28 protein-coding genes and 1 pseudogene are annotated in these 25,150 nt (G+C 48.8%); 23 read left to right on the top strand and 6 right to left on the bottom strand.

Annotated elements, in window-relative coordinates; genetic code table 11:
- The 6 genes from JCM15124_RS09685 (at nt 1) to JCM15124_RS09665 (ending at nt 2,673) form a co-directional block, all read left to right on the top strand.
- The gene (locus JCM15124_RS09685) at nt 1–417 is read left to right on the top strand and encodes a hypothetical protein (RefSeq protein WP_024999272.1); all 417 of its coding nucleotides are present in this window, start codon (nt 1–3) and stop codon (nt 415–417) included.
- Nucleotides 398–1,054 (top strand): DUF3164 family protein, encoded by a 657-nt coding sequence (locus JCM15124_RS09680; RefSeq protein WP_024999271.1) that lies wholly within the window; start codon nt 398–400, stop codon nt 1,052–1,054. The genes JCM15124_RS09685 and JCM15124_RS09680 overlap by 20 nt, the downstream gene beginning before the upstream one ends.
- Before the next feature lie 5 nt (nt 1,055–1,059).
- The gene (locus JCM15124_RS09675) at nt 1,060–1,389 is read left to right on the top strand and encodes a membrane lipoprotein lipid attachment site-containing protein (protein WP_024999270.1); all 330 of its coding nucleotides are present in this window, start codon (nt 1,060–1,062) and stop codon (nt 1,387–1,389) included.
- Nucleotides 1,390–1,393: 4 nt separating this feature from the next.
- Nucleotides 1,394–1,675 carry a hypothetical protein gene (locus JCM15124_RS15370; RefSeq protein WP_232220153.1) on the top strand — a complete coding sequence of 94 codons (282 nt, stop codon included), beginning with the start codon at nt 1,394–1,396 and terminating at the stop codon, nt 1,673–1,675.
- Between the two features lie 75 nt (nt 1,676–1,750).
- Entirely contained in the window at nt 1,751–2,215 is a 465-nt protein-coding gene (locus JCM15124_RS09670; RefSeq protein ID WP_024999269.1) for a DUF4494 domain-containing protein, read from the top strand.
- Between the two features lie 119 nt (nt 2,216–2,334).
- Nucleotides 2,335–2,673, top strand: a complete 339-nt coding sequence (locus JCM15124_RS09665; protein ID WP_232220152.1) for a hypothetical protein — start codon at nt 2,335–2,337, stop codon at nt 2,671–2,673.
- Between the two features lies 1 nt (nt 2,674).
- Here the strand turns inward: JCM15124_RS09665 and JCM15124_RS14015 are convergent, their stop codons facing one another.
- The 6 genes and pseudogenes from JCM15124_RS14015 to JCM15124_RS09635 all read right to left on the bottom strand — a co-directional run bounded on the left by JCM15124_RS14015 (nt 2,675) and on the right by JCM15124_RS09635 (nt 8,817).
- Entirely contained in the window at nt 2,675–3,106 is a 432-nt protein-coding gene (locus JCM15124_RS14015; protein WP_036885314.1) for a hypothetical protein, read from the bottom strand.
- Complete coding sequence (locus tag JCM15124_RS09655; RefSeq protein WP_024999266.1) at nt 3,099–3,575, bottom strand: phage virion morphogenesis family protein; 477 nt, start codon at nt 3,573–3,575, stop codon at nt 3,099–3,101. The genes JCM15124_RS14015 and JCM15124_RS09655 overlap by 8 nt, the downstream gene beginning before the upstream one ends.
- Before the next feature lie 254 nt (nt 3,576–3,829).
- The gene (locus JCM15124_RS09650) at nt 3,830–6,409 is read right to left on the bottom strand and encodes a phage head morphogenesis protein (protein WP_024999265.1); all 2,580 of its coding nucleotides are present in this window, start codon (nt 6,407–6,409) and stop codon (nt 3,830–3,832) included.
- Nucleotides 6,410–6,412: 3 nt separating this feature from the next.
- Nucleotides 6,413–6,862 carry a phage protein Gp36 family protein gene (locus JCM15124_RS09645; RefSeq protein WP_024999264.1) on the bottom strand — a complete coding sequence of 150 codons (450 nt, stop codon included), beginning with the start codon at nt 6,860–6,862 and terminating at the stop codon, nt 6,413–6,415.
- Nucleotides 6,863–6,866: 4 nt separating this feature from the next.
- A pseudogene (locus tag JCM15124_RS14010) lies at nt 6,867–8,386 on the bottom strand (hypothetical protein).
- Entirely contained in the window at nt 8,374–8,817 is a 444-nt protein-coding gene (locus JCM15124_RS09635) for a hypothetical protein (RefSeq protein ID WP_024999263.1), read from the bottom strand. The pseudogene JCM15124_RS14010 and the gene JCM15124_RS09635 overlap by 13 nt, the downstream one beginning before the upstream one ends.
- Nucleotides 8,818–8,991: 174 nt before the next feature.
- On the opposite strand from JCM15124_RS09635, the gene JCM15124_RS09630 reads away from it, so the two are divergent.
- The 17 genes from JCM15124_RS09630 to JCM15124_RS09550 all read left to right on the top strand — a co-directional run bounded on the left by JCM15124_RS09630 (nt 8,992) and on the right by JCM15124_RS09550 (nt 24,954).
- Nucleotides 8,992–9,984, top strand: coding sequence for a hypothetical protein (locus JCM15124_RS09630; RefSeq protein ID WP_024999262.1), 993 nt, complete (start codon nt 8,992–8,994; stop codon nt 9,982–9,984).
- A 38-nt stretch (nt 9,985–10,022) separates the two neighbouring features.
- Nucleotides 10,023–10,928, top strand: a complete 906-nt coding sequence (locus tag JCM15124_RS09625; protein ID WP_024999261.1) for a hypothetical protein — start codon at nt 10,023–10,025, stop codon at nt 10,926–10,928.
- A 6-nt stretch (nt 10,929–10,934) separates the two neighbouring features.
- Nucleotides 10,935–11,396: an N-acetylmuramoyl-L-alanine amidase gene (locus JCM15124_RS09620; protein WP_024999260.1), complete on the top strand. Its 462-nt coding sequence runs from the start codon at nt 10,935–10,937 to the stop codon at nt 11,394–11,396.
- 15 nt (nt 11,397–11,411) lie between these two features.
- On the top strand, nt 11,412–11,915 hold the full coding sequence (locus tag JCM15124_RS14005) for a hypothetical protein (RefSeq protein WP_024999259.1): 504 nt from the start codon (nt 11,412–11,414) through the stop codon (nt 11,913–11,915).
- Nucleotides 11,872–12,219 carry a hypothetical protein gene (locus tag JCM15124_RS09610; protein WP_198019137.1) on the top strand — a complete coding sequence of 116 codons (348 nt, stop codon included), beginning with the start codon at nt 11,872–11,874 and terminating at the stop codon, nt 12,217–12,219. The genes JCM15124_RS14005 and JCM15124_RS09610 overlap by 44 nt, the downstream gene beginning before the upstream one ends.
- Before the next feature lie 5 nt (nt 12,220–12,224).
- On the top strand, nt 12,225–12,947 hold the full coding sequence (locus JCM15124_RS09605) for a BACON domain-containing protein (protein ID WP_024999257.1): 723 nt from the start codon (nt 12,225–12,227) through the stop codon (nt 12,945–12,947).
- Nucleotides 12,947–13,426 (top strand): hypothetical protein, encoded by a 480-nt coding sequence (locus JCM15124_RS09600; protein ID WP_024999256.1) that lies wholly within the window; start codon nt 12,947–12,949, stop codon nt 13,424–13,426. Before JCM15124_RS09605 ends, JCM15124_RS09600 begins: the two co-directional genes overlap by 1 nt.
- 92 nt (nt 13,427–13,518) lie before the next feature.
- Nucleotides 13,519–13,671 carry a hypothetical protein gene (locus JCM15124_RS16215; RefSeq protein ID WP_198019138.1) on the top strand — a complete coding sequence of 51 codons (153 nt, stop codon included), beginning with the start codon at nt 13,519–13,521 and terminating at the stop codon, nt 13,669–13,671.
- Nucleotides 13,661–14,566 (top strand): hypothetical protein, encoded by a 906-nt coding sequence (locus tag JCM15124_RS09590; RefSeq protein WP_024999254.1) that lies wholly within the window; start codon nt 13,661–13,663, stop codon nt 14,564–14,566. Before JCM15124_RS16215 ends, JCM15124_RS09590 begins: the two co-directional genes overlap by 11 nt.
- Before the next feature lie 23 nt (nt 14,567–14,589).
- Nucleotides 14,590–14,778 (top strand): hypothetical protein, encoded by a 189-nt coding sequence (locus tag JCM15124_RS09585; RefSeq protein WP_024999253.1) that lies wholly within the window; start codon nt 14,590–14,592, stop codon nt 14,776–14,778.
- Nucleotides 14,760–17,495: a RidA family protein gene (locus JCM15124_RS09580; protein WP_051527375.1), complete on the top strand. Its 2,736-nt coding sequence runs from the start codon at nt 14,760–14,762 to the stop codon at nt 17,493–17,495. Before JCM15124_RS09585 ends, JCM15124_RS09580 begins: the two co-directional genes overlap by 19 nt.
- A 1-nt stretch (nt 17,496) precedes the next feature.
- Complete coding sequence (locus JCM15124_RS09575) at nt 17,497–17,958, top strand: hypothetical protein (protein ID WP_024999251.1); 462 nt, start codon at nt 17,497–17,499, stop codon at nt 17,956–17,958.
- A gap of 36 nt (nt 17,959–17,994) precedes the next feature.
- Nucleotides 17,995–20,847: a hypothetical protein gene (locus tag JCM15124_RS09570; RefSeq protein WP_024999250.1), complete on the top strand. Its 2,853-nt coding sequence runs from the start codon at nt 17,995–17,997 to the stop codon at nt 20,845–20,847.
- 12 nt (nt 20,848–20,859) lie between these two features.
- A complete protein-coding gene (locus tag JCM15124_RS09565) occupies nt 20,860–21,912 on the top strand; it encodes a hypothetical protein (RefSeq protein WP_024999249.1) in 1,053 nt (350 codons plus the stop codon).
- Between the two features lie 53 nt (nt 21,913–21,965).
- Complete coding sequence (locus tag JCM15124_RS16210) at nt 21,966–23,759, top strand: hypothetical protein (protein ID WP_024999248.1); 1,794 nt, start codon at nt 21,966–21,968, stop codon at nt 23,757–23,759.
- A gap of 16 nt (nt 23,760–23,775) precedes the next feature.
- Nucleotides 23,776–24,102: a hypothetical protein gene (locus JCM15124_RS09555; RefSeq protein WP_024999247.1), complete on the top strand. Its 327-nt coding sequence runs from the start codon at nt 23,776–23,778 to the stop codon at nt 24,100–24,102.
- A 3-nt stretch (nt 24,103–24,105) separates the two neighbouring features.
- Nucleotides 24,106–24,954, top strand: a complete 849-nt coding sequence (locus JCM15124_RS09550) for a DNA adenine methylase (protein WP_024999246.1) — start codon at nt 24,106–24,108, stop codon at nt 24,952–24,954.
- Nucleotides 24,955–25,150 lie beyond the last annotated feature (196 nt).

Below are 25,150 nucleotides of genomic sequence, written 5' to 3'. Positions count from 1 at the left end.
ATGGCACAAGTGATAAAAAATTACGCCCGCTTTTATACGCTGCTGAAGCAGCTGCCGGGTGCTGATAAGGAAACATTAGTGTGGCAATACACACAGGGGCGCACGAAGTCGCTGCGGGAGGTGTCGAGGTGGGAATACGACGTTATGTGCCGTGATATGGAGCGTGTGCTCAACAACGATAAAAAAGCGGCGCAGCGGCAGGCTCGACTGCGCCGGGCACGCAGTGGAGTGCTACACCAATTGCAAATTTACGGTATCGACACCACGGATTGGGCAACGGTGGACGCCTTTTGCCACAACCCGAGAATATCGGGCAAGGTATTCCGAGAACTGACAATAGAAGAGCTGAATAGTGTTAATAAAAAAATAAGAATAATCATCAAAAAATCAAAGGAAAATGGAAAAAGTAAAAGTTGAAATGACAGCCGAAGAACAAGCGCAATTCGCAAAATTCAAGGCAGATGAGGCTAAAAAGGCGGCAGCGGCGAAAGCCAAAGCAGAACGCGAAGTGTATAAGCAAATGGTAGACGACGAAGTGAGTGCTGCCATACCGATTTTGCAGGAGCTTTCGGGCGACATAAAAACCGTAAAGCAAAAGGTGATAGATAACTTTAAGGCTATCATCGCCGCAAAGGCAGAGCTGTTTAAAACGAAGAACCCCGAGCAGCGTAGCCACACTTTCACCACTTCTGACGGCAGCATGCGCCTGACGATTGGGCAATATACCACCGACGGCTACCGCGATACGGTGGAAGACGGCATTGCCATAGTGAAAGATTTTATTTCTTCGCTTGCAAAAGACACTGACACGCAGGCGTTGGTAAATATGGTGTTCCGCCTTTTGGCGCGCGATGCACAGGGCACGCTGAAAGCATCGCGCATCGTGCAGCTGCGCAAGATAGCGGAGGACAACGGTAATGAACGCTTTTTGGAGGGTGTGCGTATTATCGAAGAAAGCTACCAGCCGACAGTGAGTAAGCAGTTTATTCGCGCAGAAGTGAGAAATGATAACGGGGCGTGGAAGCAAATTCCCCTTGGTATGACAGAAAGTTAATCGACATGAAAAAGGTAATATTTTTTATTTTCGCATTATTCCTTCTTGCTGCATGCGGCAAGAAGGAGATACACGGATTCGTCGTTGCAAAGGTGTGGATAAAGGGGCACATGGACAACGAAAGGGGGAAAGAAGTTGAGGAGGCATCTATCATCGTTCCCGTAGTGCCCCCTCCCAACTGCCACTACTTCCTCTTCCATCACCGTAAGCCCGAATACGTGCCCTCAAAATTTACCCTTTTTGTCGCCAACAAGCGACGGGTGCACGATGTAGATGTAGATAGCCTTACCTATATTAAAACAAAGGTAGGGCAACGTATAACGATAAAAAAATAACATTATGATACAAGTAGGCGATAAATTCGTGTACCATTGGATTGGGCACGAAGAGCTTTACAAAGGGCGCATTTACCAAGTGGAGGGCGTTTATCGGAATTGCACGTGCGGCAAGCCCGAATGGCTAACCGGTAAGCGCGAAGTGCCCCGCCGCCCCCACATACATGTACGGGCAAAACTGATAAAAGCCCCTATAAAGTACATGGAGGGCGACACGGATTTTACTTCGGTCCATTCGACACGGAAACCTTGCGCGACATCGACACCCCCGAAAGCTCGTGGATAGAAATAGTTTATCAAAAAGGCGACGAATTGTCGCTTTTCAATCAAAGTAAATAATAACAACAAAACAAAAAAGACAATGAGAAGCAAAACAAGTATGTGGTACGAAACGAAGTACCGGTATGAAAAAACAATGGAAGACGGCGCGAGTAAGCGCGTAACGGAGCAATACACAGTTGAGGCTATCAGCTTTGGCGCGGCAGAGGCTGCCATTGTGGCAGCAATGGTAGATAGCGTCAGCTCCGGCGAAACGGACGTGCGTGCCATCACGATAGCACCATATAACGAAGTGCTATTTACTGATAATGACAACGACACCCGTTATTATAGGGTGAAGGTGGTATTTACCATCCTTAACGACGATGGTAAGGAAAAAAGGAGCAACCACAACTATTTGGTGCAAGCTGCTTCGGTAGCTGCCGCAAGGCAGTATATATCCGAATTTCTTTCCGGAACAATAGTAGACCACGAAGTTGTTGCCATCGTGGAAACGCCGATAATGGCAGTGGTCGAAAGAGATGCGCCCGAAAAAACGACGCTCTGAGGTACTTGGCTGAACCTAAAAGAAGATAAGTAAATAAAAAAGATGCTGACAATTTGGCAGTCAGCATCTTTTTTTGTATCTTTGTGCTGCTAAATTCTTTATTCTTTATGACGCAATTAATGTTAAATTTTGGTTTCGGAGAAGTGGTGCAGCGCGAAACGAAGATACGCCGCCGCGCCTTTACAACGCCCGACGGCGATGCTACTATCGCTACGCCGCAGGACAGGTTAGAAAAGCGCAACCGAACGATAGTAGCCCGGTATTATTACTGGACTGAAATTAAGCGGCGACGCTTTGACGACGTCATGAAAATTTTATCCGACTACGAATTTTTTGTCGGCGACAGAACCATACAGAATGCCTTGGTAAACTATGATAAGCTGCTGCACTCTCTGTTGGAGCAACGCCCGTCGGCAAGGAAATTGGCAAAGATGTTCCCCGGCTTCGAGTGGCACTAAGCTAATCGAAGAACTCCGTTTCGTAAATAATTTTGTACACCTTTATATCATCAGCTCTGCGCTCCGGCGTGGAGCTGATACGCTTTAAGGGGTTGAAGATACCTCCGCCATTCCACCATTGCAACGCCTTGTGCAATGCTTCCAGCGTGTCGAAGCGTGCCAACGACCGCTCGCGCACCGCAGCGGGGGCAGCGGCATTCGTGCTGCCCTGTATGGCAAACACAACGCGCAGCTCCACACGCGCACGTATGCGCTGCTTGCCACCTGTCATTGTGTCGCACTGCGGGTAGCTAATATCGACCAAGCAGGCAGGGAAAGCCACCGGCGGACGCCCCGATACATACAGTTGCCCCTCGTCGGCATCTACCCATTTGATTTGAGGTACATTTGCCGCTATGTGGTTTGTAACGGCAAGGAAAAATTCTTTATTCATTTGTCAAAGTTTTTATATAATCTACGACACGACTTTTTATCCTGTCGTTCAGTTCTTCGCTATCACCCATGAATTGACGTTGTATGACGTGCGCTGTGCGGGTGTGCGCCTTTACGTTGGTGCTGCCCTTTTTCGTGCGCCGGGTGTGTGCCGGCACTTGCACTTCGCCGTCGTAGCCCTCGTTGTGCACCCGGGCATACGTAACCTTTTGGTTGCCCGCCGCGATAACGACACGTTGCGGCGATATTACCAACGGGCGTATGCTGTTGAGCATTGCGCCCGAGTCGATGAGCAGCGAACCGCGCCTTTTCGGCGTCTTGGCAGGCGTCCATGGATTGCCGTCGAATGCCTTTTTGCGGAATGTTTCCTTAAAATATTCGGTCGCCGTTTCGGCGACAATTTCGGCGCAGTCGCCCATCATCTTATCGGGCAGGCTGCTTAAAAATGCTTCCAATTCTCGCAAATTCATATTTTTGTCGAATTTTGTTGTTTTGTCGAAATAATTACTTATCTTTGCAAAAAGCAGTGCCAACAATCGGGTGCAATAACAGGGAATATTCTCGCGGGTGATAGAGATTTCCACAGGCTGAAACGACAGCGAGTGTTGGCATCAACCCGAAGAGGCGACAAGTACACCACTATCCAACCGTATGACGCGGATTTGCCACGTGTGGCAGAACCAAGAATTAGGACGGCGGACGTAAGGAACGAATTGCCTCGTTTTTATTTTCGATAAATCAGCAAACCCTTTCTTACTTCATTTGAACGCAGCTCGTAGAATGTTTTGAAATTCAGCAAAGTATTTTGTATTTTATACACGCATACGACGGCAACACCTTCGTAATATTTGATGTATTTCCATTCCGTCAGCTCGTTATCATTGGTTTGGCGGTCTTTTTCGTCCCTACCCAGCCACACTTCGTCCGGATCTTTTACCACTTCATCGATACAGTTTAAAAATTTCACCCTGTCAGCTCGATTCTTTTTTTTATTTTGCGTGTGCTCATCGTATTTGTCTTTCGCCATCATGGCTTTGCGCCCTGCGTAGTCTTCGACAACTATCCTTTCTTTCCCTTCAATAAAGAAATGTGTTTGTTTTTTCCACCATTCTTCTGCCGCACCCTTATATTCTTTCATTTTGTTTTTAGCTTCACGGGTAAGCTGCGTGTAAGAGTGTTTCAAGCCCCAATCCGTGGGGGTTACTTTACGCAAAAATTTTGCTGCCATTTTGGCGAATTTACGGATATACATGTCATCGCTGTGGAAAATGTCCGTACGGCTTCCGCCCCTATCGAAATGCGTTGCTTTTATTTTTGCCCATTCGTCGGATTCCATGTATTTAGCGACGGTTTCTTTTGAAATTTTTACCATTTCCTCGCTCACCTCATTCTTCATGCGTGGTACAACATAACACCGGCACTTCCAGCCATTGGGAGGGTAAATTTTATTCCACAAAGGGTCATCGTGCATAAGCGTAACGCCGTCGAGCTTTCTGTGCTCCTCCCGCACTTTTTCGTCGCCGGCAGTAACATACCGCCAATATGGAAATTTACCACTTTTTGCTTTCAACCGCTGGTAGTTCGCCGCAGCTTCCGCCGTAAGGTTGGCTGTTTCGTATTCTGTTCGCTGCCATACCTTGTTAAATTTACCGCACAGCTTTTTCGCTTCGGCGGTAAATTCTTCAAAATTTTTCGCCTTGCGGTACAGCTGATTCAGCTTCTGCACCTCCGCCAGCGTTTTTGCCGCCGAAAAGTGGAAAAGGTTTTGTTCCATAGCCGTTACGAATGCCGGGTCGAAATTATCATAGGTGTATGCGGCGTTCTTTATTGGCTTTTTAAACACCTTATGAATGGCGTTTAAAAGGTCGTCGGCAATGAATTTGAAAAGCTCTGCATCAAAGTAGGCAGCATCACCATTTGCCACCCTCTTTATCAGGCGGTTGTCGAGCGTGTCATCGCCAAGCGTCGTCGTGTGGTATGGTAACTTCGAGTTCGCCCCCATCGTCGTGGGGGCTACCGCGAAAAAATCACGCAGCCGCCGGAAGAACGATGCCTCCGCCCTTTGCCGTTGCGTGGGGGTGGCTGTCGGAACCGGACCGCCGTCGCTGTTCTGCACCGTTGCCGTGCCATTGTCCCCGTCAATGTCCACCGGCTCAAAGGTGGCAGGCTGACGCCTTGCTATCGGCTCGTCGTTTTCGGGCACGGGAATGGAGTATTTTTCGTGTAGGTAGCTTTGTGGAATAGGCATAATGTCGGAAAGCTGCACGATGTCGGCTACCGTCAGCTGCTCCGCCGCCTTTGGGAAAATGAACTTACCCCCGCCGACGGGGTAGCCGCGTGCCTCGAGCAACGGTAACACGTGGTTATTGAGCACACGCTGCACGAAGCGCATATCGCTTTTATTTTTGCCCTCTTCGACTTCCTTGTGCACCTCGCCCAATGAGCGTGCGCCATTCTCGCCTTGCACTGTTGTGAGTGTCTGCCCCAATATGGTGATAAGCATTTCTTCGTTGCAGGCTTGGCGGAATTCGTTGTATGAAGCACCATTGCCCTTGCCCGCCTCTTTCGTTTCGACTTCCGCCTCGCGGGGTATGACAACGTAAGATGCCGAGCCCGCCTGTTCTAACGCCTGCTCCAGCAGCTTGCGGCTTTCGGGATCATACGTATTGTATTTACCGATACGCTGCGGCATGCCGAACAATTCTATCCACTGCGACCAGTCGCCGAAGCCACCGCGCTTATAAATGGCAAATGGCGTAGCTTTCAGTAGTAAACCGTAGTTGCGCTCGTGCCCCAATATCAGCAACGACGTATCACCTTCGTATGGCACACCCTTATCGTCGCTGTCGTTGATGACAATACACTTGCTACGTAGGTTGATGTGCTTTGCCGGAATGGGCGCAACGTGGAAGGTGTCGGGGGTGCAAATGAATTCCACGCCGCTACGCCCGTAAATGCGTTCGTTCATTATTTGGCGCAGCAATTCTTCCCAGTCGGTTGTGTCCATTATTTCGGCAATTTCTTCGACTTCCTTGCCGTCCTTATCCAAGAACACCAATTCCGAATTGAGTACTGCGTCGATACGCTTGCTTACTGCGTCGGCAAGCACGCCATCGATGAGTACGTCGTCGAAAAGGTCATACAATGTCTTCACACGCCCGCTGTCGGCAGAACGCAGCGCGTTGCGCCAGTCGCCCACATCGTACACCTTACGCGTGGGTGCTTTTACTATTATTTGATTTACCACGACAGGCTCCGCCGCCTTGGATTTTTTTGTTACTATTACCTTTTTATTCTTGCTCATTGCTTAAAAGTGTTGATTTCTTTTCGGGTTGCTGCCATATATATACTCTGTGCTGCCGTCGGGCTTTCCGTCGTTGTCGTTGTCGGCACGCGGCAGCGACGGCGTTACTTCGCCCTTCTGCACTTGCCGCAGCCATGCTATCGCCCTGTCGTATCGTTTTTCTTTTAATTCAAGCTCCGCCCCGGCATTGCATAAATTGACGAAGTGCCACACGGCAATGTCCTTAACGAAAGTAAGTAGCAGCTGGTTGCGCTGCTTTGGCTTCGGGGCGTTGAAAATCTTTGCCCTGTCGTATGCGCCAAGGTAGCCCGCCGCCTCCTGCACGGCAGCGTCGATGGCAGCCAGCAGCGTGGTGTCATCTTCTCTACTGATGGTGTCTATCGCCTCCTTATACAGGTGCGTTTCCACTTCCTGCAGCGTCAGAAAGCCGCCTGTGTAAATCCATTCTTCCATATTATCAGTATCTTTTGTTGCTTTTTTTGCGCACGCCGATGGTGTAGCTTTCTGCGCTTAACGTGCGTATTTTTGAATTTAGAATATACCAACCACCCTCGATGCAATCCACGCCGTCAGCGGGAGCTTTCATGCGCTTGTTGAGTAACAAGAATTGCTCTTCCAAGCGTTGCATGTGTGGGTTGTCCTTTTCGTCGATATTTAATATCAACTTGCCCTGTCGGTTGAGTGGTTCAAGGTTGCCCTCTATTCTGTCGAATTTCTCGGGCTTTTTGCGCGTGTCGGGTGAAATGGGAATAAAACCCTTTTCCTGCCCTTTGGCGGCGAACAACGGCAAAAAGACTTGTTCGTAAAAAGGATCTTGCAATTTGTTATTCTCAATGAAATAGTATACTTGGCATTTGTCGCCACGTAGTCGTGTATGTAATAATACCAATTTACATACTCATCGTTCACGACGTGGTCGAGAAATCCTTTATATATATAGAAATTGCCATCGTAGTAGCCGATAAGGAATAACGCCTTAAACGATGTTGCCTTGTTCCGCGAATTTGACGGGGCGGGGTCGCCATACACTACGGCAAGCTGGAGCTTTGACAGTGGCGGGCATTGCCCCCACGTCATTTCCTTAAACACTTCGCCTTCCGAAAGGGGGTTGTTGAAAAATTCTTGCTGGGCAATGCGGGTAGACACTTTCGCCAGTGTTCTATCGATGTCTTCTTCGCTATTCTTTGCTGCCCACGTGCTTTTTCCGTTTTTGTCGCGAATATTGACAATATCCCAATGGTCGGCTTTCTCGCCGGCACGCTTTACGCAGCAGTCAAGGGCGATAAGGTTGCCACAGAATACTACCAGCAGCTTGCCGCTGATGCTTCGAGTAGGGAACGCTGCCCCCTCGAACCAATCCCACTTTTTGTTCACGATGTCCGGATTTCTGCAATCTTCGTCGGTGTCGAAGTCGTCCACCAGTATGGTGTCGGGGCGTACTTCATCTTTGCGCGTACCACGAGGGCTTTCGCCCGCACCCAATGCACGGAAGGCAGCACCGTTGGTAAGTGAAAATTCCTCCGCCGTCCATGAGCCAAATTCGCGCATATCACCATAGTATGCCTTTAGCAGCGAATTGCGCTCGAAGCTATCTTTGTAAGGCTTCAACAGGCGGGTGGCGTTGTCCTTTGAATTGCTGATAACAAGCACATTGCGCTTTTTCCCTGTACACACGAGATACATTGTGCACATCATTACCGTTGTTGATTTCGCCAGCTCGCGGCTCCACGACAGCACCTCATACCATTCTTCGTGCTTACAAATTCTATTGATGGCTTTAATGTGGAAGGGTGCAAATTCGTGGGTGGCGTATTGCCCGAAAAAAAATTTTATCCACTCTACCGGATTCTTTTCCAATTGCTCACGCTTTTTGACGCGCTCCAACGGCGATAGCTCATCTACCGCGGTATCTTTTTGCAAGTTATTGAAATATACGCGCCATTCTTTCAACGCCTGCTTATCATCTACTTTGCCCATTTCATTTGCTCCTTTATATATGCGTCAAAATAGTTTGCTAACTCTTTCGCTTTTTCGAGATTTCGCGGACGCAGCCAATCCAAGAGGCGGCGCGACACATTATATATATCGCGTATCGAGGCGTCCTGCTCCAACGCTTCGAGGTCTTCCGTCAGCTTGCGGCGGATTTGCGCTTCGTTCTTATCGGGGAAACGCGCACCTTCGGGCTTTTGGGCAATGGCGCGGTCTAATTCGTCAAGCTGTATCAGCGTTGAATTTATACGCTCCTCCCGTGTTTGCAAAAGGTTTAATTTCAATTTTTCCCACTCTTTCACCCACTTGCCGATACTAACGCGCGACGCGCCGGTGCGGTCGGCTATTTCCTGCTGTGTTACATTGGGTTCACTCAAAAAGATGAGCTTAGCCAATTCTTTCTTCTTCTTTATGTCCATTTCTTCGTCCTTTTTTTAGTGCAAAGTTACCGTATAAAAGGCGCAAAAAATAATCGCCTTGCAAGCGTTGCAGGTGTATTGTGTAATATATACAATATACTGTATATCAATATTTTGCGGTTTGCACGGGCACTTTCCTTGCCTTAACTTTGCACCGCAAAACATTCAAAAGCGATGAGCAAAAAAACATTCATATTGCACGACGAGACGGTGAATACATACGGATTCCGCATGCTCACCTCCGGGGCGAATTTGGAGGAATTTAAGAAGAATCCGGTAATGCTACTCAACCACGACGACTGGAAAATGCCCATCGGGCGTTGGGAAAATATACGCATCGAGGGCACGCAAATTTTAGCCGATGCCGTCTTCGACGAAGCCGACCCACGCGCCGTGGAGGTGCAGCAGAAAGTGGATACCGACTTCATACGCATGGCGTCTATCGGCGCGTGGTCGGAAGAGACCAGCGACGCCTACGACCTGATGCTGCCCGGACAGAACCGCCCTACCGTTACCAAATGGACGGTGCGTGAAGCCAGTATCGTTACCATCGGTGCAAATCACAACGCCTTAGCATTGTATGATAACAAGGGCAACCTTATCAATATGGGCAGCTTTTTAAAGCCCGAAGCCACGGCAACAATGGAATTTACCGAAGTTCAGGAAAAAATTTTTAATCAAAATGATATGGGAAAATTGACACAAGTATTGAATTTGAGCGATACGGCTTCAGAAGCCGACATCGTAGGTAAGGTGAACGAGCTCATTTCCAACAATGACAGGCTGGAAAAAGAAAACAAGACACTTACCGCAGCTATCGACGCACAGAAGGCGGAGCAGAAGAAGAAAGAGCAGGAGCAAGCAGTTGCCCTTGTTGATGCCGCTGTTAAAGATGGGCGTATCGACGCCAAGGGAAAAGATACCTATCTTTCGCTTTTCGACCGCGATTTCGCATCTGCCAAGGCAGCGTTGGAAGCAGTACCGGTGCGCCAAAGCGTAACGGCACAAATCATCAGTGATGGCGCGCGCGTAGACATGGGCGATTGGAAATCGAAAAGTTGGGACGAGCTCGACCGCGCCGGCAAGCTAACACAGCTTAAGGATAACCACCCCGACATCTATGCCGAGAAGTTCGAGCAGCGTTTCGGCACAAAGCCCAACATGTAGTAGTAAGTAACAATAAATGACAAATAAATAACAGAAAAATGGCTATACAAAGAGAAATTTGGGTAAATGCTATCCAAGAAGGCTTATTCGCCGATAACAGCTTTTTAAGCAAGGCGTACAATGCCGACGAGTTTGTAAATATGGGGAAAGTTGTGCACATTCCCAACGCGGGTGCACCGTCGAAGACAAAGAAGAACCGCAGCAGCTTCCCTGCTGACGTGAACACACGCACCGATGTTGATTTGACCTTCAACCTTGACGAGTTCACAACAGATCCAATCCGCATTCCGCACGCCGACACTGTGGAGCTGTCGTACAACAAGCGTGAAAGCGTGTTGCGTCAGGACAAAGCAGCGTTGCAGGAAGCGGTGGCAAAAAGCATTCTTTATGCTTGGCTGCCGGCTAAAGAGTACTGCATTCAAACCACCGGTGCGTCCATCAAGGCACACACCGCAAAGGCAACCGGCAACAGAAAGGCACTTTGCCGTGCTGACATTGAAAAGCTGATGACGAAGTTCAACGCCGACAACATACCTCAGGAAGGTCGTTATTTGCTACTTGATGCGTACATGTACGATCAACTATTAAACGACCTCACCGGTGTGCAGAACCAAGCCTTTTTGGCAAGTGCCGACGCGCAGCGCGGTATTTTGGGTAAGCTATTCTCTTTCAATATCATGATGCGCTCGGAAGTTGGTGTGTACACCAAGAGCTTAGTAAAGAAAGAAGAGGACACGGAAGGTGCTGCCACAGATCTTGCTGCCGGCTTGGCATGGCACGAAAACAGCGTATGCCGCGCGTTGGGCGAAGTAAACGCTTTTGAAAATGAGAAAGATCCCACGTACTACGGCGACATCTACTCTTTCTTAGTACGCGCAGGCGGTCGCCCGATGCGTCAAGATGTAAAGGGACTTGTTGCCATCGTTCAAGGCGAATCAGTGTAACGTGCCATGCAGCTTAAATACTTAGTAATACATTGCACAGCTACACCCGAAGGACGCGAAGTGTCAGCGGACGAAATCCGCCGCTGGCACACCGCCCCGCCTTCGGCAGGCGGTCGCGGGTGGAAGCAGGTCGGCTACACCGACATGGTACACCTTGACGGCAGGGTGGAACGCTTGGTGCGCAACAATGAGGACATGCAGGTTGATGCCTTTGAAATTACCAACGGGGCAAAGGGCTACAATGCCGTTGCCCGCCACGTTGTCTACGTCGGCGGCGTAGATGCCACCGGTAAGGCGAAGGACACCCGCACGGAAGCGCAGCGTAATGCGCTGGCAGCATACGTGCGCGACTTCCACGCCCGCTTTCCGCAGGTGCGCATCATCGGACATAATGAAATTGCCCCAAAGGCATGCCCATCGTTCAACGTGCAGGCATGGCTGAAAGCAATAGGCATAAGACAACTTTAAACGAATGAAAGCGCAATGAATACACTCTTACAAATACTGCAATGGGCTATACCATCGGGCGGTATAGGTGCTGCCATTGCGTGGCTCGTAAATCGCAAGGCGGCGTCGGCGAAAACGGCGAAAGCCGTACACGACACCTACAAAGCGATGTATGAGGACATCTCACAACTATTAGTAGAAAATCAAAAAAAGAATGAAAAAACAATCAATTCTTTACAAGAAGAGCTTGACAAAGCACGCGCCGAAAGCGCGCGCATCAAACGGTCGCTCGACCGCCTTTCGCGGGCTATCGAAGCTATTCAGTATTGCCCTCATCGCGGTACTTGCCCTATCAGCCACGAGCTGCAGAACGAAGCAGACGGTGCAAAGCGCAAGCCGAAGCGACAGCTTATATCAAGAAAGCAGCTACCGACAAAGCAGCTCGCTGCTGGTGCAAACCACGACGGAGGCGCAGAAGATAGCGGCGGACACGGCGATGCTGACGATGCCGATGCAGAGCTTGCTGAACCTGCCCGATAGTGCCGTCTTCCGACGGCAAAGCGGACGCTTATTATTGGAAGCCTACCATAAGGGGGGTAATGTATATATAAGGGGTTCAACCCTCCCCATCGAAAGGGAGGTGCGGCAGACAACAGTAATGGCAAAGCACGACGGCACTGCACAGGAAAATAAAGCGGCGCATCGGGCATCTAAGGTCTCGAAAACCGTAGTGAAAAAGCCCCCTTCCGTATTGCAGGATTTTCTGATACTCATTGGTGTATCGGTATTATTGAGCGCAATTGCGCTTGCAGGTATTAAATATTCATTTAGAATTAAAAAGTAAAAAATATGAAAGAAACAAACGACGGCTATATCATGCTGCTTGATGCCATCTTCTTTGATGGCAAGAAAATCGGCAACATTGCCGAAGACGGCGTAGAATGGGGCGGCGACGCCGCAGAGTATATCAAGCTGTATGCAGCGCAGGTGCGCAACAGCCCGGTAAAGAAAATCCGCAAGAAGGCGGCATCAAATGTATTGAAGTTCAACCTTATTGAGCTACTCCCGGACAACTGCGTGGCAGTGATGGGCGGCACGGTAACGGAGGACGGTTGGGAAGCTCCATCGGAAAGCGTAGTATTGGAAGGTGCTGTGAAAATTATTTCGGGCACTGGGCAGACGGTCGAAATTGCCAAGGCATCATTGGAAGGTATGGTGCGCGGTAAGCTCGGCGGCGACGACCCGCTGCACATCGAGTGCGAGTTGGAAGTTCTGACTCCGGCAGATACCGGTGCGCCTTTCAAAATTGTTACCACAAAGCCTTTTATCGAAGCAAAGCCCACGGAGCTTACCTTCAAAAAGGCGGGCGAAACAAAGGTGGTGGATATTTCCGCCAGCGGCGCATTCTCAATGAGTGTTGCCCCCGCAGGCTTTAGCATTGAAGCCAAGGGCGGACGTGTGCTCATTACCGCAGCCAACAACACGGGTGCACAGCGTACGGGCAAAATCACATTCCAGTTGAAAGCTGACCCGAGCAAGAAAGTGGACGTGAATTTGACACAGCAAGGCTAATGAAGAATAAACAAGTAGAGTTGGAAGCGTCGGCTGCCCTTTTGGACATCGGCGTTTCCATTCCACTTCTACAGTGGAAAATACCTTTTATAAAGCGAAATATCACCTTGCGCCTTGTAATGCGCCGCCCGAAATTCGGCACGCAAATCCGCATTGCCCGGAAATTCTTAAGTATGGGTGTTACCTATGAGCAGATGCAAAATTTCACGAAAGATGAGCAGCTGCAATTCATAGCCCGGCACGGGAAGACAGTTGCCCAAATGGTGGCACTCACCATCTGCCGCGGTAAGCTGTCAGGCATCTTTGCACCCCTGTTTGCGTGGTTGCTGTTGTGGCTCGTTGATGACACCTACCTGCTACTTGCCAACTTGCATTTCATTCCGCTTATTGGTACTGAAAATTTTACAAATATTATCAAATCTTGCGAATGGAGCAACCCGCTCCGTCCAAGGTTGAGCCAAAAAAAGAAGGGGAGTTAAGGGGTCATTTTGAAAGCTCTCATAGCCCTTTCGGATTCGTATGGCAGGTCGCCGAAGCTACCGGGTGGAGTGTAGAATACATACTATGGGGTGTGAACTACCAAACCCTCCTGATGATGCTTGCCGACGCACCGCGCTATATCGATGCTGAACAATCAAATGTAATAAAAAATAAAGAAACAAATAAGCAGCCTAAAAGTGTAATAGGCTTTTTTCAAAGTAAGCTGAACGACGATGGACAATAGCGTAAGAATGGAGTACTTATGGGAAGGCGACCTTATCGATAAGACGAAGGACGCCACGAAGGCAACGGGCAAGCTCGCCACTGCGGCGGAGCGTGCGGCGGAAGCCCTCCATGACAAAATATTCGAGCAGAAATTAGTTGTAAAAGACGTTGAAGCCGCCTTAAAAAAGCTGCAAAAGCAATACGAAAATACTGCACCGGGCAAAGCACAAAATGAAGTTTTGGCGGATTTAAAAGCATGTGATCTCGCATTGCGGGAAGAAAAGCACAGGTTGGCGGATTTGCAGTTTGAAAACAAAAAGGCAGCCGCCTCCGTAAATAAGCTGTCAAAAGAATATCGTGCCCTCGTTCAGGAAATGGCGCGTATGCGTCTTGCCGGCGAGAAGAACACTGAGCAGTACCGGCAGATGGCGAACCGCGCAGCCCACCTCTACGACACCTTGCACGACGTTCGCAATGAAGCCAAGGCACTTGCCTCCGACGATGCCAACTGGGAGGCGATGGCGTCGGGTTTGAATGGTCTTTCCGGTGCTGTTACTGCCGGCACCGGTATAATGTCGCTATTCGTGGGCGAAAACGAAGAGCTTGCCCGCGTCCAGACACGCCTACAGGCAGTGATGGCAACAACAATGGGTATTCAGCAGGTGTTCAATGCTTTAAATAAGGATTCGGCGTTTCGCTTAAAATTGGTAACAAAAGCCACCAATTGGTGGACGGCTGCTAATAACAGCCTTGCCGCATCGCTTGGCGTTTCTGCCGCCACTGCAAAAGTATTGATGGGCACAATGACACTTGGCGTATCGGTGCTCATCGGTGGGCTTATCGCCTTATGGTATAAATACAGCTCCGAAGCAAAAAAGGCAGCTGCCGTGCAGAATGAAACGGCGGAAGCATAAAGGAAGGTGCACGTGCGGCAACGGTGCAAAAAGCAAAGCTCGATATTCTTTATAAGGCGACACAGGATAACACAAAAGCCCTGAAAGACAGAAAGGCAGCTGTTAAGAATTTGCAGGCTGCCTACCCCGCGTATTTCGGGCAAATGAAAACGGAAGCTATCCTTGCCGGCAAGGCGGCGTCAGCTACCGTCAGTTGGCAGCCGACATCATGAAGGCAGCTATGGCACGCGCCTACGAAAAGCGCATCGAAAAAATTGCCGAAAAGCAGGCGGATTTGGAGGTGGAAAAGGAAAATACGAAAAACTACTTAAACGCCAATAAGAAAAAATACGACAAAGCGCAGAAAAATAGGAAAGACGAAAAGGATTACGCAAAAGAAGCTACGGGTGGCGCATTTGGCGCAACGCCTGAAAGCGCAGCTGCACAACAATTTGCCAACGGTATTTCCGACCCCGTGATAACAGCTTACGAGGGGCGAAATAAAAGGTTGAAGGAGATAGCCAAGGAAATGGGGCAAAATACCAAAGAAATAAACGCCCTGACGGCAAAGGTGGTTGAGTATTCACCGGAAGTGAATAAGGTGGAGAATAAAGGGTACGACGAGCCGAAAACGAAGAAGAAAAAGGAAAAGAAAGAAAAGAAGGCGGATTTGTCAAGCGAGCTGGAAGAATTGAGCGAGCTTGAAAAAGCAGCGCAACAGAAAATTGCCGAAACAAAGGTGGCACTCATGAAAGAGGGCTACGACAAAGAGCGTGCCGCCGCGTTGCTCCAATTTGAAGAAGAAAAGCAGCGCATCAATGAAGAAGAAGCCAAGCGCAAAGAGTTGATAAAGAAGCTGCGCAAAGGTGGTGTAGTTGTCAGCGATGCGCAGGAGGCACAGGTGGGCATCGACGCCGCGCAGCAACGCCTTCAGGCAGCGCAGATATACAGTGATAAGTACGCTGCCATTGCAGAAAAAGAAAAGAAAGAGTACGAAGAAAAGGTAAAGGAAGAAAAGAAAAAGGAGGAAGAAGCATTGGACGCCCTCCTGTCAAAGCATCAGGATTACAATGCCCAACGCATGGGCGTTGAAACGACCTACACCAAGGATTTGGCGGCACTGTTGGCGCGTCGAAATAAGGATAATGCCAATGTGATAGATGCCGCTTTGGTGCAGCTGGAAAAAGATAAGGAAAATGCCTTAAAAGAAATTAATAATAAGGAGCTTGACGAGATGAAGAGCAGCGCAAGCATCTTCGTCGAGTTGTTTGAAGATCCGGCAGAAAAAAGTGTCAAGCAAATAAACCGCGTAATTGCCAAGCTCGCCGACCTAAAAGCGTACATGGACGCTATGGCAAAGGGTGAGCTTACCTCCGACGGCAAAGCTATAATAAAGGATAAAAAGGGCAATACCAAGCGCACCATTACGCAAGGCGACATTGCAAAAATGGGCATCACACCCGAGCAACTAAAGCGGCTTCAACAGTCGCCCGAAGCGTTGAAGGCTTTCATGGAGCAATGGAAGAAGCTAAAGGACGAAAGCCTGAAAAAGAATCCATTCAAGGCGTTGAAAGCTGCCATCGACGACTTATTAGATGGCAAGGGCAAAGATGATAAGAGCGAAAAAGAAAAGAAGATAAAGCGGCTTGCCGAGGCATCGGCAGAAGTTGCCGACGAAATTGCCAGTGTTGCCGGTGGTTTATCGAAGATGTTCGAAGAAATTGGCAACGAGAGCATGGCGGAAGCGATGGGCACAATTGAAGATGTCATGAAAGGTGTGTCCAATATCGCCAAGGGCTTTGCAAACGGCGGCGTCGTTGGCGGCGTTATGGCAGCGATAGGCGAAGCCATCAATATTATTGGCAAGGCGTTCTCGGCAGGTGCACGCCACCGTGCTGCTCTCAATTCGATAATGAAGGAGCAGATAGCGCAGCAGCAAGAATATAACTTGCTGTTAATGCAGCAGGCGTTACTATATGAGCAGGGCACGACAGCTTTTGGCACGGATAGGTACGGCAAGGTAGTGAATGCCATTAACGTGATGAAGCGGGCTACCGACGAATTTGCCGACGCGTGGAAAAAAGTAAATGACATTAAGTTGGTAACAGGGCATAAGAAAACGGGCATGTTCGGCTGGGGCAAAGGAAAGGACACCTACAGCACTTTACTTTCTCAATACCCGAAGCTCATCGACCAAAACGGCAAATTCAATGTGTCATTGGCTGAAAGCATACTCAAGACGCGCAAGATGAGCGATGAGAGCAAGGCAGCATTGCAGCACCTTATCGACCTTGCAAAGCAGCAGGAAGAAGCGTTCAACGAAATACGCAACTACCTTACCGATATTTTCGGTGAGCTTGGTAGCACGATGACAAATGCGCTGGTAGATGCTTTTAAAAGCGGCACCGATGCCGGTAAAGCGATGGTGGAAAGCGTCGGGCGCATGCTGGAGAAATTGGGGGCGGATATGATATACTCCGCCGTGCTGCAGAAATACTTTCTTAAGGCGCAACAGGACATGGAAAAATACGCCACCGATGAGCACCTTTCCGAAGAAGAACGCTTTGCCGCCTACGCCCGCATATTGGACCGGCTCACTTCCGAAGTAGCCGCCGACAGTGGCAAAGCATCGGCGTTGTTGGAGCAATGGAAGCGTAAGGCAAAGGAGCTTGGCATCGACATCTTCAGTGGCGGGGCTGACCAACAAGGGCGTGCCGGCAGTTTTGAGACGATGACACAGGCGCAGGGCACGAAGCTTGAAGGGTTGATGACATCTGCGCAAATACACCTTGCGTCGATGGACATCAAGCTCGAAGATGCAGTAAAGCAAATGCAAGTATCGACGCAGCACCTCGAGAGAATAGCACGCTATACGCAGCATTGCGAACGCTTGGAAGATATTGCTGCCGATATTCGTCGGCTGGCAAATAACGGAATAGAAATAAAGTGATATGGATATACTGAAAAATCAAGCGATACTCAACGGTAAGGATATTTGGACGGAATATCACGTATTCTTGCGGGAAGAAAAGGCAGGGGAGCAGAAGAACCTCGAAGCCCTACTGACACCTGCAAAGATGAAAGCGCACGTGGCGGTGGATTTCCGCGAAGAAGACGGCGAAAAATACTCCGCCCGCCTATTGCCGAAAAGTGAAGCGCGTGATATAAAGCTGCACTTCGCCATCGTGGCAGACAACAAGGTGCAATTTCTGCAACGTTATCGCCGCTTTGTGCAGGTGTTGAAGACGGGCAATGACGGGTGGCTCGTTTGGAATTTCCCGCCGCTTGCCCTTGAAATACGCACCTTCGTAACGGAATTTACCCCTTTTGACGCCCTTACCAACCTTTGGGTGGAAGAAGCGCACTGCGGGGCATTCCATGCGGTATTCCGTGAGCCGAATCCCACCTTTTAGCGGGCATTTAAACGACATTTAAATAGTGTTCAAACGATGATAGAAATATTTACAAAAGAAGATAAATTGCGCTGCACGGCGTCCGATGCTAACGGACGGCAGGATAAGCAGCTGCAGGGCGATAACACATTATCGCTGACGTTCACGCTTTACGAATATGTGCAGCTGGATGTGAATGATTATGTTATTTTCTACGGTGAACGCTATTGGCTGATGGAGCGTTACAAGCCGCGCATGAAGAATCAACGGGAATGGGAGTATAATTTGACGCTTTACGGCGTTGAAAGCCTCATCAAGCGTTTTTTGGTGATAAATTATACCGACAACGAAAATACGCCCATCTTCACGCTTACCGCACCCGCCGAAGAGCATGCGAAAATAATACTGGCGTCGATAAACAACGCCATCGGCAAGCCGCTTTTCAAATTAGGCGAAGTGAAGAAAACGGAAAACCTCGTCATCGAGTACAAAGGCACTTATTGTAACGACGCTTTGGATTTGCTTGCCAAGGCGGCGAAAACGGAATTTTGGTTTGAGAATGGCACTACGCTCAACGTATCAAAGGCACAATATGGCGAAGCACTGACACTCGGCTACCGAAAGGGGTTAATTTCCTTGGAACGCGAAAAAGCCGACAACGTCAAATTCTACACCCGCCTTTTCCCGTTGGGCAGCACAAAAAACATTGACCGCGAAAAATACGGGCATACCCGCCTGCAATTACCCGGTGGACAAAAGTACGTCGATAAAGATGTTGATAAGTACGGCGTGGTGCACCATTTCGAAGAAGCTGCCTTTGCCGATATTTACCCACGCCGTATTGGCACGGTGTCGGCAGTGCGTTCGCAGGAGCGCACGGGCAAAGATAAAAAAACGTTCACCATATACTATTTCAAAGATAAGGATTTGAATTTCAACCCGAACGACTATAAAATAGGGGGCTACGTCATGCGCGTTGCCTTTCAGGAAGGCAGCGAGCTTGCCGGGCAGGGCACGAGCGATGAGCATTATTTTGAAGTGAACTATGACGACAAAGCAAAGGAATTTGAAATTATCACCATCTTCCCCAACGACACGATGCAAGTGCCGGGTGGCGTTCTTGTGCCGAAGGTGGGCGACAAATACATATTATCACATCTTCGCATGCCCGACGAATACTACCCGCTGGCGGAAAAAGAGCTTTTGGAAGCGGTGGCGAAATTCAACGAAGAAAATTTCGTGGATAATTCAGTGTACAAAGGCGACACCGACCACGTGTGGGTGGAAGAGCAGCGCGCCGACTTCTTCCTTGGCAGGCGCGTGCGGCTTGAAAGTGCGGAATATTTTGCCCCCGTCGGCTACCGCGAAAGCCGTATTACCCGCCTTTCTCGCCGGGTGGATTTGCCGTCGCTGGTATCGTTGGAAATCAGCGATGCCGTGCGCAAAGGCAAAATAGCGGCAATGGAGGGCAATATAAAAGATGTAAAGTATTATATCGGTGAGGTGGTGAATGACATTCCCGACATCATCGCCAGTGGCGACGATACGCCACCGGGCGAGCACAACGTATTTTCTGCGAAGCGGGCATTAAAGGAATTTCTTAACAAGCATACGCCCGACACTGCACAGGACGTCATCACCTTTTTGAAAGGTGTTGCCTTTAAAGACGGCACAGCTATCGACGGGGCAGGTAACGCCATCTTGAAAGCCATTCAGACATTGGGCTTTGAGCGCACCATCAACGGCTTTGGAGTGTGGCTCGACGAAAAAGGGAGGGCACACGGGCAAATAGACTACTTAGAAGTGATAGGTAAAGCCATCTTCCGTTCGCTGCAAATCGACGAGTATAAGCACATCGCCGGCAATATCGTGCTTTCGGGAGCAAATGCCATCATAGAAAAGGTGGTGCGTGTGCCGGGTGGCTGGAAATGCTACCTCCACACCGACGACGGCGAGAAAGCTATTACCAACGACTGGCTGCCCGGCGACCAAGCGTTGTGTCAAACTTTTAATATAAAGGCAGGTGTGTACGAGAATGTCAGCAATAGCTACTATTGGCGTTGTGTGGCAGAAGTCGGGCAGAAAACAGCGACGGAAGAAGCATATATCATTATTACCGACGATGACACCTACCGCGATAAAAGCGTAAACAACGACGAACCAAAGGCAGCCGATAACATCGTGCTATGTGGGCACAACACGTTGTGGGATATTGCCCACGGTGTAGAGCCGACACTGCACCGCCATCGTATGAATGTTACGATGATTACCACCTCAAAGGAAGATGGGGGCACTATCGAAGTGTATCGCAACATTCACGATTTTTCACTGAACAAAAGCAACGCCATCTTCCATTTGTCAAGCGACAAAATTTATATGAATAGCCGCAATTTCGAGTGGGTAAGCTCTGACGGTGAGCGCATTCCCAACGTGCTGTATCGGGGCGACTGGACAGCGGGCACGGTGGCAGCGAAATACGAAGCGTGGTATTATGGCGGCGGCACGTGGCTTTCACTCGTCGATAATAATGCTGATGAACCAACGGGGCACTCAACGAAATGGAAGCAATACGCTGCCAAGGGCAAAGATGGCGGCACCGGGCTACGCGTCGAGGGCTACGCATCGGCAGGCAGTGCAGCATATACGGAGGGGCAAACAACGTGGGAAGCCATCTTTGAAGTGCACGTGTGGGAAAACGACGTAGAAATCACAAATAAGCTACCATCGACGCGCTTTGTATGGGAGCGCGTAAGCGAATACGAAGCGGGCGATGCCGCATGGAAAGGCAGGCACAGTAATGATGGCTACAAATTAAAAGTAACATACGACGATTTAGTAGGCGACACTTCTTTTATGTGCAATTTCCTAAATTCGTCGGGGCAAAAAATATTGAAAAATATAACATTCTAAAAATAAAGAAAAATGGCAGATATTTTAGCACAGAAGACATTTACCGTAAAGAAATTGGTAAATGGCAAAACATTAACATTCGTCATTAAAACGGATAAAGCACTCACGCAAATTTTTTCGCGCGACAGCAAGACGTATGCACCCAACTATGCGGCATCGCCGCTTACACTGACACCGCTGCTGCTGGTAAGCGGCAAGAACGGCGACCAAACAGCGCACCTTAGCGATTTGAATTGGAAAGTTGTCAAGCAAGATGGCACACCGGCAACACAGGCACTGACGGCGGGCGCAGGGCTTGCCAAGAAGTTGGCAGCCAACCTCACTGACTGCACAGGCTTGAAAATCACATGCGAGGCAACCTACACCGACCCCGTATCAAAGGCGGCGGCGCAAGTGGTGGCGTCTGTGGAAGTTACCAAAGTAGAGAATGCGGGGGCAAACATTCTTGCAAGCCTCTACATGCCGGATGGCGATACTTTCGACAATGCCGGGAAGTCGCTGAAAATACACTGTGATTTGATGCGCGGTGGCGACATCGATGCGTCAAACGTCAGCTACACTTGGTATCAACTACGCAGCGGCGTATGGGTGAAGCTCGAAGCCGCCAATGCCAACGGCATAAGTGGAATAAATACCAACGAAATAACAGTGCCGGCTTCCGCTGTTGTCAATGTGGGCATATTTAAATGTGTCATAAAAGATACCGATGCCGCGAGCGCAACGGCAAATAAGGAAGTATTTGCCATCGGTACACTGTACGATGGGTCGGACCCCTACGAAATAGACGTCTTCCAGCCTAACGGCGATAACGTCGCCGAAGGTGGCACGCTGCTGCACTGGTTTAAAATACGTCAGGGTGCTACCTATATCACCGATGCCGTCATATTGGGAGCGCACAACATGCGGGTGTGGCGTTTTGCCGCCAACAACGCCATCGATACGACATGGGGCACAAGCGGCTATAAAGTATGCACGAAAGATGCGCCGAATGCCCGCTACTCGCTTGAAATTGCTTACTCGGATTTGCTTAGTGCAAGCCAAGCATTTTGCGTGGAGCTGTATTAAAAAGGTAAGGGCAATGCGCCCTTACCCTACTTTAATAAATAAAAGTAATAATAATGGCAAAGATAATAGCACAACGCACATTCACCGTTAGCCGAGCACCCAAAGATGGGAAGCCCGGTGAACCCGGCAAGCCCGGCGATAAGGGGGAAGACGCCCTCACCCTTGTTATCACCCCCAACACTTTTGTTTTCCAAACAAACGAAAGTGGGGAAATCGAAAATTTGGGGCAGAACACGGGAAAAGTACGCATGTATGTCGGTAAGGTGGAAGTTGTGCCCGACAGCGTGGACGCGAAGCCTTATAACTGTTACGCTCGTATTGCCGGAATAAGCACGCTGGTATTCGACGGCGTTAGCCCCAACCAATGGAGCGGCAAAGTAGAAGTTACCGCTAAATACAAAGGACAGACGCGCACCGCCACCGTGGAATTTGTGGTAAGTGCGCAGAAATGGAATGAAGCGAAAATCGTTTCTATTGACAAAGAGGTGGTAGGTTTGAAAGCCGCACAAACCACTATCAACGGGCGCACGCAAGCGGTTGAGCAGCGTGTCGGGCGTATCGAAACACGTGCCGATAATATCGAAATAGAAGTCAAAAAGCAGGTATTCGGCGGGGCAAATTTGCTTAAGGGCGCAAGCCTGCGAAATTTAAACTTGCTTTTGTTACAGCGGGAGCAATATGTTAAAATTGTGAACTATCCAAGCGTTGCGCACCTTGAACACCCCTATATATCTATCTCACGCCACGGGGCGACACAGAATGAATGGAATGGAGCGAAATTTCCCGTCATAAAAGCTATTGGCGGGAAAACATATACGCTTTCTATGTACACCCGTATATATGGTAGTGAGCAACCATATATTGAAGTGAAGCGAAGCCGTTCAAAAGATATGAGCGCACCAAAGAATAGCTACCCCAACATACCCTCTACTTATGGGGTATGGAAGCAATACACCTACACCTTCGAGCTGGAAGATGGGTATAATTATTTACAAATTTTCATAGGCTGCACACGCAACGGCGAAGCCTACTTATCTGAAATTCAATTAGAGGAAGGTACGAAAGCCACGATATGGAAAGATCCGGACGTAGTAGAGAGCATGGAAGCTGCCGGCATATATCTAAACGGCAACGACATGAGCATCAACGCACGCTCCAAGCACTTTAACTTTATAGACCAGCAAGGGAATGTTGTAGCCTCGGTAGATGACATGGGTGCTATCAATGGGCTAAAATTCAAAACGCGAAATATTGGCGGTGGGTACATCGACCTTACAGGCTCATTAATGAGCGTTTTCGGAGCAGTAGCGAAGAATATTGAATTTGGTATTGATGACAGAGGGCAAGCAATATTGAAATTCTATGATAATGCCGGCAACAATACACTCAACCTTTCACCCGATGGTATAAAAGCTGAAAGTATATCGAAGGCGTCTTTTAAAGGGTTAGGTGTATGCTATATAGGCGGCATGAATGTGCTCAATTATTCTGCAAATCACTCGATATTCGACCCCTATTTCGTTGATACCGAACCGTCGGGCACAATGGTATTTCTTTACACCGGTGCGAAGCTACAGGGGCGTTTTTTGGCTGACGGAGCGTGGTCGCAATCGCAAGTGGAAGCCAACAATGGCAGGTATTTTTACCGTAACAGTGCCGTATCTAATAATACTCCGGTAAATGGCGTGTACGCCGCCCGGCAACCGCAATTTAAATATACGCAAACCAATACGCTCCCGTCAGGTGCTTCCGTTGGCTTTATAAAAGAAATTTGCACCATCGCACTATACATCTTCCAAGATGGAAAAATATCATCGATATATCGACAACGAGAAAAAGTATTATAAATAAAAGGACAAAAATATGAAGGTAAAATTAAACAACAAAATCGAAATCGTAAGTTGCGAGGTAGCTCTTGATGGCTACCTGCACACTGTCAGCTATCAAGCTGACACTACCAATGAGAAGGCAGCAAAGGTGCTGCAATTCACCGACAATGTTGCACGCATAGTTCAGGGCAATGCGCCTGACTATGTACTCGACCCCCGACAGCAAGCAACATACTTGCACAACGGTGAGCACTTTACCGGTGGGCAGTGGGAAGAACTTCCTGACGATGGCGGAATGGCAGCTTACAAAGGCGTGTGCCAAATTTACAAATTGATAGAGCAAGGGAAAATCGAACGATAAGGTATGAAGAAGAGAAAACAATATAACTCCGCACCATTGCCCTTTCAGGGGCAAAAGCGCAGATTTGCGCGCGAATTTGCAAAGGTGTTGCGACATTTTCCCGACGATGCCGTGTTCGTCGATTTGTTCGGCGGCAGCGGCTTGCTATCGCATATAACAAAGTGCCAAAAGCCAAATGCCACTGTCGTTTACAACGACTTCGACGGCTATCGGCAACGCTTGGCACACGTGGCGGAAACCAACGAACTATTAGCGCAGCTCCGTGTGATATTGAAAGATGTACCGCACCACAAATTGGTACCGGCAGGTACTAAAGAATTGGCAATAAAGTGCATCGAAAAGCACGAAGCACGCTATGGGTACGTGGACTACATAACACTGTCGTCTTCTCTTATGTTTTCCGCGGAGTACGCTACGAGCCTCAACGGAATAGCTAAAGAAAGCATGTACAATAGGGTGCGCAAAGTGGACTATTCAACGGGTGAAGACTATTTAGGCGGCTTGACGGTGGTGTCGGAAGACTATAAAGAACTATTTGAACAATACAAAAATGTGCCTAACGTGGTATTTCTTGCCGACCCTCCATACTTGAATACGGAGGCGGATAGTTATAAAATGACGTGGCGGCTAAACGACTATTTAGACGTGCTGCTGGTATTGCTGAAGAACTCTTTTATTTTCTTTACGTCGAATAAATCTTCCGTCGTGGAGCTGTGCGAATGGTTGGCGCGCAATGGTGGTATGCCCAACCCATTTGAAAGATGCGATAAGGTAGAGCTTGATGCCTTGTTAAACCACCATGCCAGCTACACCGATATAATGTATTATACTACACTACACTACACCTTTTAAAGGGTGATAATATAGCATTTGAACGCTATTTAAAAAAGCCTTATCATTTCGTGGCGTTACGAAAATGATAGGGCTTTCTTATTGCGTTGTGGGTGCGTGTGCGTTCCACAAGTGGACTATTTCGTTTTTGTGAATATCTGTGTTAAAAATATCGTTTCGTTTCTGCGGGCTGCGTCATTTCGTTTTTCGGGATTTA

The sequence above is a fragment of the Prevotella falsenii DSM 22864 = JCM 15124 genome, assembly GCF_000613945.1.
GTDB lineage: Bacteria > Bacteroidota > Bacteroidia > Bacteroidales > Bacteroidaceae > Prevotella > Prevotella falsenii.
This window is presented reverse-complemented; position numbering and strand designations above follow the sequence as displayed.

What these genes read in the sequence shown, in the direction of transcription:
- JCM15124_RS09685 (WP_024999272.1), top strand. Translation starts at nt 1, where the DNA reads ATGGCACAAGTGATAAAAAATTACGCCCGCTTTTATACGCTGCTGAAG.
- JCM15124_RS09680 (WP_024999271.1), top strand. Translation starts at nt 398, where the DNA reads ATGGAAAAAGTAAAAGTTGAAATGACAGCCGAAGAACAAGCGCAATTC.
- JCM15124_RS09675 (WP_024999270.1), top strand. Translation starts at nt 1,060, where the DNA reads ATGAAAAAGGTAATATTTTTTATTTTCGCATTATTCCTTCTTGCTGCA.
- JCM15124_RS15370 (WP_232220153.1), top strand. Translation starts at nt 1,394, where the DNA reads ATGATACAAGTAGGCGATAAATTCGTGTACCATTGGATTGGGCACGAA.
- JCM15124_RS09670 (WP_024999269.1), top strand. Translation starts at nt 1,751, where the DNA reads ATGAGAAGCAAAACAAGTATGTGGTACGAAACGAAGTACCGGTATGAA.
- JCM15124_RS09665 (WP_232220152.1), top strand. Translation starts at nt 2,335, where the DNA reads ATGTTAAATTTTGGTTTCGGAGAAGTGGTGCAGCGCGAAACGAAGATA.
- JCM15124_RS14015 (WP_036885314.1), bottom strand. Translation starts at nt 3,106, where the DNA reads ATGAATAAAGAATTTTTCCTTGCCGTTACAAACCACATAGCGGCAAAT.
- JCM15124_RS09655 (WP_024999266.1), bottom strand. Translation starts at nt 3,575, where the DNA reads ATGAATTTGCGAGAATTGGAAGCATTTTTAAGCAGCCTGCCCGATAAG.
- JCM15124_RS09650 (WP_024999265.1), bottom strand. Translation starts at nt 6,409, where the DNA reads ATGAGCAAGAATAAAAAGGTAATAGTAACAAAAAAATCCAAGGCGGCG.
- JCM15124_RS09645 (WP_024999264.1), bottom strand. Translation starts at nt 6,862, where the DNA reads ATGGAAGAATGGATTTACACAGGCGGCTTTCTGACGCTGCAGGAAGTG.
- JCM15124_RS09635 (WP_024999263.1), bottom strand. Translation starts at nt 8,817, where the DNA reads ATGGACATAAAGAAGAAGAAAGAATTGGCTAAGCTCATCTTTTTGAGT.
- JCM15124_RS09630 (WP_024999262.1), top strand. Translation starts at nt 8,992, where the DNA reads ATGAGCAAAAAAACATTCATATTGCACGACGAGACGGTGAATACATAC.
- JCM15124_RS09625 (WP_024999261.1), top strand. Translation starts at nt 10,023, where the DNA reads ATGGCTATACAAAGAGAAATTTGGGTAAATGCTATCCAAGAAGGCTTA.
- JCM15124_RS09620 (WP_024999260.1), top strand. Translation starts at nt 10,935, where the DNA reads ATGCAGCTTAAATACTTAGTAATACATTGCACAGCTACACCCGAAGGA.
- JCM15124_RS14005 (WP_024999259.1), top strand. Translation starts at nt 11,412, where the DNA reads ATGAATACACTCTTACAAATACTGCAATGGGCTATACCATCGGGCGGT.
- JCM15124_RS09610 (WP_198019137.1), top strand. Translation starts at nt 11,872, where the DNA reads ATGCTGACGATGCCGATGCAGAGCTTGCTGAACCTGCCCGATAGTGCC.
- JCM15124_RS09605 (WP_024999257.1), top strand. Translation starts at nt 12,225, where the DNA reads ATGAAAGAAACAAACGACGGCTATATCATGCTGCTTGATGCCATCTTC.
- JCM15124_RS09600 (WP_024999256.1), top strand. Translation starts at nt 12,947, where the DNA reads ATGAAGAATAAACAAGTAGAGTTGGAAGCGTCGGCTGCCCTTTTGGAC.
- JCM15124_RS09590 (WP_024999254.1), top strand. Translation starts at nt 13,661, where the DNA reads ATGGACAATAGCGTAAGAATGGAGTACTTATGGGAAGGCGACCTTATC.
- JCM15124_RS09575 (WP_024999251.1), top strand. Translation starts at nt 17,497, where the DNA reads ATGGATATACTGAAAAATCAAGCGATACTCAACGGTAAGGATATTTGG.
- JCM15124_RS09570 (WP_024999250.1), top strand. Translation starts at nt 17,995, where the DNA reads ATGATAGAAATATTTACAAAAGAAGATAAATTGCGCTGCACGGCGTCC.
- JCM15124_RS09565 (WP_024999249.1), top strand. Translation starts at nt 20,860, where the DNA reads ATGGCAGATATTTTAGCACAGAAGACATTTACCGTAAAGAAATTGGTA.
- JCM15124_RS16210 (WP_024999248.1), top strand. Translation starts at nt 21,966, where the DNA reads ATGGCAAAGATAATAGCACAACGCACATTCACCGTTAGCCGAGCACCC.
- JCM15124_RS09555 (WP_024999247.1), top strand. Translation starts at nt 23,776, where the DNA reads ATGAAGGTAAAATTAAACAACAAAATCGAAATCGTAAGTTGCGAGGTA.
- JCM15124_RS09550 (WP_024999246.1), top strand. Translation starts at nt 24,106, where the DNA reads ATGAAGAAGAGAAAACAATATAACTCCGCACCATTGCCCTTTCAGGGG.